This window comes from Pseudomonas sp. (genome assembly GCF_030696055.1).
In the GTDB taxonomy this organism is placed as follows: Bacteria; Pseudomonadota; Gammaproteobacteria; order Pseudomonadales; family Pseudomonadaceae; genus Aquipseudomonas.
On the sequence record NZ_JAUYNP010000083.1, the window covers coordinates 1 to 5,717 of the forward strand.

General features: G+C 67.6%; 2 protein-coding genes and 1 pseudogene. 2 read left to right on the forward strand and 1 reads right to left on the reverse strand.

Translation table 11 applies throughout. From position 1 onward, the window contains the following. Positions 1 to 387 (reverse strand): annotated as a pseudogene (gene desA / locus Q8Q83_RS04900) (delta-9 fatty acid desaturase DesA); the annotation flags it as partial. Between the two features lie 303 nt (positions 388 to 690). Here desA and Q8Q83_RS04905 point away from each other — a divergent pair. Both Q8Q83_RS04905 and Q8Q83_RS04910 read left to right on the forward strand, forming a co-directional pair. Beyond that, positions 691 to 1,818, forward strand: coding sequence for an HDOD domain-containing protein (locus tag Q8Q83_RS04905; RefSeq protein ID WP_305621635.1), 1,128 nt, complete (start codon positions 691 to 693; stop codon positions 1,816 to 1,818). A gap of 232 nt (positions 1,819 to 2,050) precedes the next feature. Next, positions 2,051 to 5,717: PAS domain-containing protein (locus Q8Q83_RS04910; protein ID WP_305621637.1), on the forward strand; the 3,667-nt coding region annotated here is incomplete at its 3' end.

Sequence of the window (5,717 nt, forward strand, 5' to 3'; positions counted from 1 at the left end):
GAGGTTGCGCTCGATCCAGTCTTCCGGGCAGTTCTTGCCATAGATACGCAGGGTTTCCGGATTTTTCGCCTCTTCGGCGTACAGCTCGGCGCCGGTACGCAGCACGGTGCCCAGGCCCTTGATCACCGGGCTGTGCGGGTCATCCACGGTTTCGCATTTGGCGTGGTGCTTGCGGTGGATGGCGGTCCACTCGCGGGTGTTCTGCCCGGTGCTCAGCCACAGCCAGAAGCGGAAGAAGTGCTTGAGCGCCGGATGCAGTTCCAGCGCGCGGTGCGCCGAGTAACGGTGCAGGTAGACAGTGACGCTGACGATGGTCACATGCGTCATCAGCAGGGTGACCGCGATCAGTTGCCAGATCGACAGGTCGAGAAAACCGTTGTACCACATGGGATTCGTGCGCCTCGTGCAAGGGAAATCGCAGCCTGCTCGAGACAGACCACGACCCATTATCCCCGACCCTGATCAGAAAACCAGTTGGTCTTTTGGATAAGAATGCCGCGCCACGGTTAGCGCCTATACTGCTGGGCAGATCAAAAGGACTGATTACCCCCCTATGAATGTGTCACCAAGCGCCTGGCGCCTCACCCTCGGCTATACCTGTGGGTTCTGCTCAGCGACGCTCTGCTCGCCACATTCGCGCTCTCGTTCGCACAGCTGGCCAGCAGCACCACAGTCCCGCAGGAATAGACCATGCGCGTGATGATTCTCGAGGATGATGTATGGATCGCCGACCTGCTCAAGCAGATCGTCCTGAGCCTGCGCCCCGGTGCGCAGGTGGCCTGCCACGGCAGCCTGGCCGAGGCCTTGAGCGACTGGCAAAGCCTGGCCGCCGATCTGTTGATCTGTGACTGGAACCTGCCCGACGGCCCCGGCACGCGCCTGCTCGAGCAAGTGCGCCGCGATGACCGCGCGATCCCCCTGGTGATGATCACCGGACGCGCCGACCGCGACAGCGTGCTGGAGATCCGTCCGCTACACATCAATGCCTTTATCAGCAAGCCGTTCCAGGTGCCCAAGGTGCTCGAATGCCTGGACCGCCTGCTGCCCGCGTTCAGCGATACCACAGTCGTGGAAACAGTGGACACCGGCAGTTTTAGCGAGTTTCTCGACGCGCAAGCCAACAACGCCCTGGATCTGCCCCTGCAGGAGGGCATGCATGAGCGGCTCAAGGCGCTCGGCCAGGAACCACCCAGCCTGCAGCAACTCAAGCAGCAGTGGCAGGACGACCCGGCCCTCACCGCACGCATGCTGGCGGCGGCCAATAGCAGCCAATACAACAAGACCGCCACCCCCTGCCTGAGTCTGGGCGAGGCCCTGCAGGCCCTGGGCCCGGTCACCAGCCTGAATATCGGCATCGGCTTGGGCCTGCATGCCGCCAGCCAGCTGGACGACCCGGAGCTGCGCCTGCAGGCCCAGGCGCTGATGCAGCAGATCGGCCAGTTGCATCAGCGCGTGGCCGAACTGGCCGCCGCCTGCCACCTCGACCCGGGGCCCTTGCACAGCGCCGCCCTGCTGCACCGCATGGGCGAGCTGTGCCTGCTGCAACAGGCGCAGCTGTGGAAAAGCGCCGGGCACAGCCTGTCGCTGGAGCAGCTGAGCATGGCCATGGCTAAAACCAGCGGCGAGCTGGCCATTCGGCTAAAACTGCACTGGCGCCTGCCCACCCCCCTGCGCGAGCTGATCGGCGCCTGTTATGTGCTGCCCACGCTGAATCTCAGGCGCGAGGTGATAGTCATGCACCTGGCCGCCAGCGAGCTGCACGCCACGCCAGATGCAGCGAAACTGGCGCGCCTACGCCGCCTGGCGGGCCTGACCTAGCAGATCGTTGAAAAACGTAGGCGAGGCAGCCGAGACAAGGCAAACGCGGCCGCTACGCAGCGAAGCGGAGTAACAGCCGCAGGCTGGCCCGCAGGGCGAACGCAGTGAGTCAAAAGCGCAGTTTACTGCTGTAAATGAGCATTTTGAGGCCACTTTTAACGCAGTATCGGCCACGTAGGTAGTTTTTCAGCGGCCTGCTAGCAGGCGCATTCGCTCCCCCCAAGAGGCCTGCATGGGTAGCAACAGCTCCGCTGCAATGCGCTGGATTGTCGGCCTCGCCAGCCTGGGCCTGGCGCTGTTGTTCTGCGCCTTCGGCTGGCGCGCCCTGAGTGAGCGCGAGGCGCTCTGGCAATTGCAGCTGGCCAGCCACGGCGAGCTGCAACAGCGCGCCCTGCAGAGCGCCAGCCAGCGCCAGGCGGCCCAGGCGCAACTGCTCGGCGAAACCCTGGCCGCCGACGCCTGGGTGGTGGAGTTGGTGCGCCAGGCCCAGGCCCTGCAGCGCCAGGCCGGCGGCCAGAGCGCGGCGGCCCTGCAGCGTCTCCGCGACCAGCTGTATACCCGCCTGCTGCCGCGCTGGCGCACCCTGCAGGCCAGCCACCCCTTTCGTCTCTATGTGCACCTGGCGCCCCAGGGCGAGGTCTTCCTGCGCGTGCATGAGCCCGAGCGCCATGGCGACCAGCGCCTCGCGCAGCACCCCATACTGCGCGATGCCTTGCACAGCGGCAGCCGCCGCAGTGGCCTGGAGCTGAACGCGAGCGACGCGGGCATGCGCGCGGTGGTGCCGCTGCGCCTCGACAGCCTGGCCGGCCCCTACCAGGTGGGCGCCATCGAAGTGGTCTATGGCGTGCTCGACGAACTGCCGCAGCTGGATCGAGAGCTGAATGCCGGGGTCGCCCTGCTGCTCGCAGACGGCAACCCGACGCAGCCCTGGCGCCTGAGTGCCTACTCGCGCGCCCAGGTGCCGGGCTGGCACGCCGCCGGCCGGCTGCCGCCCCCCGCCGCCGGCAATGTGCAGCGGCTGCTGCAGGACCAGGGGCGGACCTACCTGCTCAACCAGCTGGTCCTGCCCGCCTACCCGCCCAGCGCCGCCAGCCCGGCGCCCAGCCAGGCCCTGGCCCTGGCCCTGGTCTGGCGCGATATCACCGAGCTGGCCGCCGCGCACCAGCACAACAAGCGCCAGGCAGTCGGCAAATGGCTACTGGCCTGGCTGGGCTCGACCGCCACCCTGCTGCTGCTGTTGTGGGCCACCAAGCGCAGCAGCCAGGCGCAGCTCAGCCGCCACCGCGACGAACTGCACGCCAAGCACCAGCAGAGCGAGCAGGCGCGCCAGCTGCTGGCGGTGATCGCCCAGGCCCAGGCCGCCTATATCACCGCGCAGAATCAGCGCGAAGCCTTCGATGCGCTGCTGGGGCGCATCCTCGAACTGACCGCCAGCCAGTTCGGTTTTATCGGCGAAGTGCTGCACGACGAACAGGGCGCGCCCTCGCTGCGCGCCTACGCCATCAGCGCCAGCGCCTGGGCCTACACCAGCTCCACGCCCGCGGCGGCCGACGCTGCCGCCCAGGGCCGGCCCGGGCCTAATCTCGACAGCCTGTTCGAGCAGGCGCTGCACAGCCCCGGCCCGCTGCTCTGCAATGTCCCGGCTGCCGACCAGCCAGCGGGGCAACCCAAGTTACAGGCCTTTGCCGGCCTGCCGGTGCAGGCCAATGGCCAGCGGGTCGGCCTGCTCGGCCTGGCCAACCGCGCCGGCGGTTACGACCCGGCCTTCGTCGAGTTCCTGCAGCCGCTGCTGGCCACCCTCGGCCAGCTGATCGAGGCCCTGCGTCGGGATATCCAGCGCGCACAGACCCAGCACAGCCTGCAGCGCCAGCAGGCGGCCCTGCACGCGCTCAACGAGATTGCCGCGCTGCCGGCCCTGAGCAGCCAGCAGCAGCTGCGCCAGGCGCTGCAACTGGGCGCCGAGTTCTACGGCGTGCCCCTGGGGCTGATCAGCCGCATCGACGGCGAGGATTACCAGGTGCTGGCGCAGGTCTCGCCGCCCGGCGGCCTGCAGGACGGCCAGCACTTCGTCCTCGGCGACACCTACTGCAGCCTCGCCCTGCACGGCGACGACGTGCTGGCCATCGAGCAGATGGGCCAGTCCGCCCACGCCCAGCATCCCTGCTACCCGCTGTTCGCCCTGGAAACCTATATCGGCATGGCCATCTGGGTGGCCGGGCAGCGCTTCGGCACCCTGGCCTTCTGCGCCCACGAGGGGCGGCAGGCGCCATTCGACGAGGCCGAGCGCGAATTCCTGCGCCTGTTCGCGCGCTGGGTCGGCGCCACCCTGGAGCGCCAGCAACAGGAGCTGGCGCGCCAGGTCCTGCTGGAACGCCTCGACGAATCCCAGCGCATCGCCCGCCTCGGCCATTGGGAGGCCAACCTGCAGAGCGGCGAGCTGTACTGGTCGCCGACCATCTACAGCATCTTCGGCTACGACCCGCAGCACTACCAACCCAGCGTGGAGAACTTCAAGCGCGCGGTGCATCCGGATGACCTGGCCCTGATCGAAGCCAGCGAACAACGGGTGCTGGCCGGCGGCGTGCACGACCTGGTGCACCGCATCATTCGCCCCGATGGCGAGGTGCGCTGGGTCCACGAGCTGGCGCGCCTGCAGCCCGACGCCCAGGGGCAGCTGTCGCGCCTGGTCGGCACCGTGCAGGACGTCAGCGAGCGGGCCCAGGCCGAGGCGGCGTACAAGGCGCAGAGCCAGCGCCTGGCCAGCATCATCGAAGGCACCCATATCGGCACCTGGGAGTGGAACGTGCAGAGCGGCGCCACGGTGTACAACGAGCGCTGGGCGCAGATCATCGGCTATAGCCTGGCCGAGCTGGCCCCCTGCGCTATCGACGGCTGGCGGCAGCGCCTGCACCCGGATGACCTGGAGGCGACCCAGGCCTTGCTGCAGGCGCACTTTCGCGGCGAAACGCCCTACTACGACTGCCAGTACCGCATGCACCATAAGCTCGGCCACTGGGTCTGGGTGCACGACCGCGGCCGGGTGGAGAGCTGGGCCGAGGATGGCCAGCCGTTGCTGATGTACGGCACCCATGCCGATATCAGCCAGGCCAAGCTGCGCGAGGAGGAAGTGCGCCAGGCCCGCGCCTTCCTCCAGGCGGTGCTCGACTCCGCCACCGGGGTGAGCATCATCGCCACCGACATCACCGGCCTGATCCGCCTGTTCAACACCGGCGCCGAACGCCTGCTGGGCTATAGCGCGGCGGAAATAATCGGCTACCACAGCCCGGCGACCTTCCACCTGGCCAGCGAGGTGGCGGCCCGCGGCGCGGAGCTCAGTCAGCAGACCGGCACGCCCATCGAAGGCTTCGAGGTGTTTGTCCACGCTGCCCGCAGCGGCGAGCCGGAAACCCGCCAGTGGACCTATGTGTGCAAGGACGGCAGCCAGCGCCGGGTCAACCTGACGATCAGTGCGATCTTCGAGAATGACCTCAGCATCAGCGGCTTTCTCGGCATCGCCAGCGATATCAGCGAACTGCAACTGGCCACCCGCGCCCTGCAGAAGAGCGAAAGCCGCTTTCGCGGCCTGGTGGCCAACCTGCCGGGGGTGGTCTACCGCTGCGACCACGACGCCGACTGGACCATGCGCTATGTCAGCGACGAGATCGCCACCCTGACCGGCTACCCGGCCAGTGACTTTATCGATAACCGGGTGCGCAGCTTCGCCAGCATCATCCACCCCGACGACCTGGCGCTGACCTACCAGACCCTGGACGCCGTCGAACGCCAGGAAAGTTTCGAGCTGACCTATCGCCTGCAGCATGCCGACGGCCACAGCGTCTGGGTGCGGGAAAAAGGCCGCGGCGAATACGACCAGGGCGGCCAGCTGCTGTGGGTTTCCG